Here is a 2,500-nt window from a genome sequence, read left to right as displayed (position 1 = left end):
GCACAAGCGGTGGATGATGTGGATTAATTCGATGCAACGCGAAAAACCTTACCTACCCTTGACATGTCTGGAAGGCCGAAGAGATTTGGCTGTGCTCGCAAGAGAACCGGAACACAGGTGCTGCATGGCTGTCGTCAGCTCGTGTCGTGAGATGTTGGGTTAAGTCCCGCAACGAGCGCAACCCTTGTCATTAGTTGCTACGAAAGGGCACTCTAGTGAGACTGCCGGTGACAAACCGGAGGAAGGTGGGGATGACGTCAAGTCCTCATGGCCCTTATGGGTAGGGCTTCACACGTCATACAATGGTCGGGACAGAGGGTTGCCAACCCGCGAGGGGGAGCCAATCTCAGAAACCCGATCGTAGTCCGGATTGCAGGCTGCAACTCGCCTGCATGAAGTCGGAATCGCTAGTAATCGCGGATCAGCATGTCGCGGTGAATACGTTCCCGGGTCTTGTACACACCGCCCGTCACACCATGGGAGTGGGTTTCACCAGAAGTAGGTAGCCTAACCGTAAGGGGGGCGCTTACCACGGTGGGATTCATGACTGGGGTGAAGTCGTAACAAGGTAGCCGTATCGGAAGGTGCGGCTGGATCACCTCCTTTAAGAGAAGTGCTTGGGGTTTGGTCTTGGTGTGCTGTTATTTGGTGGTAGTTTGAGTGTTCACGCTTATCGGTTGTTTTAGAGTTAGGGCAGATACAAGGGCTTGGGTCAGTAGCTCAGTCGGTTAGAGCACCGTCTTGATAAGGCGGGGGTCGTTGGTTCGATTCCAACTTGACCCACCACGTGCTTTACGGGGGGGATTAGCTCAGCTGGGAGAGCACCTGCTTTGCAAGCAGGGGGTCGTCGGTTCGATCCCGTCATCCTCCACCAACGAAGCTGTGGTTGTGCAGGTAGTGGTTGTGAAGTTGTAGTGAGTTGTGTGCAGTGAACAGGGTCTTGGTTAGCTAAAGCGATGTAGTTTGGTTAGCTCAGGGTGTTGTGCACTGGTCATAGCGATGTGGCTAGGTAGTATAAGTAGTACCCGTAGTACGAAGCAGTATTTGTTCTTTAACAATGAGGAAGAAGCAACAATGACAAGTAGCTGTAAGTGGGCTGCGTGTTCTGGGCGCGTGTTTAACGACATGGGCTCGTTAAGGGACAGGCAGACTGATTATAGATACGGGTTGTGATTGCATTGCAAACAAGTTCTGACTCAAGAGCCGAGTTGGTTGATCGACGTCTTTTTTAGGAAAGGGGTGTGTTGACTGATTCAGTCTTTTGGAAGTGATGAACGGCATGAACACGTAAACTCAAGTTAGGAACCTATAGCCTTTGTGGTTATAGGATCAAGTGACTAAGTGCACATGGTGGATGCCTTGGCGATTACAGGCGAAGAAGGACGTGGTAGCCTGCGAAAAGCGGCGGGGAGCTGGCAAACGAGCTTTGATCCGCTGATGTCCGAATGGGGAAACCCACTGCGTAAGCAGTATCCTGCACTGAATACATAGGTGCAGAGAAGCGAACCGAGTGAACTGAAACATCTAAGTAGCTCGAGGAAAAGAAATCAACCGAGATTCCGGCAGTAGCGGCGAGCGAGCCCGGAGCAGCCTTGACGATTTAGCGTGGCGTATAGCCGAATGCTCTGGAAAGGGCGACCGTAGCGGGTGATAGTCCCGTAGGCGAAATGCGCGATGTGGAACTAGGCGTCAGACAAGTAGGGCGGGACACGTGAAATCCTGTCTGAAGATGGGGGGACCATCCTCCAAGGCTAAATACTCGTAATCGACCGATAGTGAACCAGTACCGTGAGGGAAAGGCGAAAAGAACCCCGGAAGGGGAGTGAAATAGATCCTGAAACCGTGTGCATACAAACAGTAGGAGCCTCTTTATGGGGTGACTGCGTACCTTTTGTATAATGGGTCAGCGACTTACATTCAGTGGCAAGCTTAACCGAATAGGGAAGGCGTAGCGAAAGCGAGTCCGAACAGGGCGTTTTAGTCGCTGGGTGTAGACCCGAAACCAGGCGATCTATCCATGGTCAGGTTGAAGGCACGGTAACACGTGCTGGAGGACCGAACCCACTAATGTTGAAAAATTAGGGGATGAACTGTGGATAGGGGTGAAAGGCTAAACAAGCCTGGAAATAGCTGGTTCTCTCCGAAAACTATTTAGGTAGTGCCTCGCGTATTGCTGCTGGGGGTAGAGCACTGTTATGGCTAGGGGGTCATGGCGATTTACCAAACCATGGCAAACTCCGAATACCAGCAAGTATGAGCGCGGGAGACAGAGCACCGGGTGCTAACGTCCGGACTCAAGAGGGAAACAACCCAGACCGCCAGCTAAGGTCCCCAAAATTGGCTAAGTGGGAAACGAAGTGGGAAGGCGAAGACAGTCAGGAGGTTGGCTTAGAAGCAGCCATCCTTTAAAGAAAGCGTAATAGCTCACTGATCGAGTCGTCCTGCGCGGAAGATGTAACGGGGCTAAGCCAGTTACCGAAGCTGCGGGTGTGTATATCGT

2 tRNA genes, 1 rRNA gene and 1 other annotated feature (2 of these 4 running past the window's edge) are annotated in these 2,500 nt (G+C 52.0%); all 3 genes read left to right on the top strand.

The window, feature by feature from the left end:
• A 16S ribosomal RNA gene (locus tag CJO09_RS15495) occupies positions 1-606 on the top strand; it begins 933 nt to the left of the window's first position.
• 103 nt (positions 607-709) lie between these two features.
• Positions 710-786 (top strand) — tRNA-Ile (locus CJO09_RS15490).
• Between the two features lie 12 nt (positions 787-798).
• Positions 799-874 (top strand) — tRNA-Ala (locus CJO09_RS15485).
• A gap of 453 nt (positions 875-1,327) precedes the next feature.
• Positions 1,328-2,500: a sequence feature (mutual gap in cmsearch alignment for this rRNA model is longer than 100), on the top strand; it runs 1,899 nt beyond the window's last position.

The organism is Neopusillimonas maritima (assembly GCF_003576595.1).
GTDB lineage: Bacteria > Pseudomonadota > Gammaproteobacteria > Burkholderiales > Burkholderiaceae_B > Neopusillimonas > Neopusillimonas maritima.
Note: the sequence above shows the minus strand (reverse complement) of the source record. Positions and strands in the feature narration are given on the sequence as shown.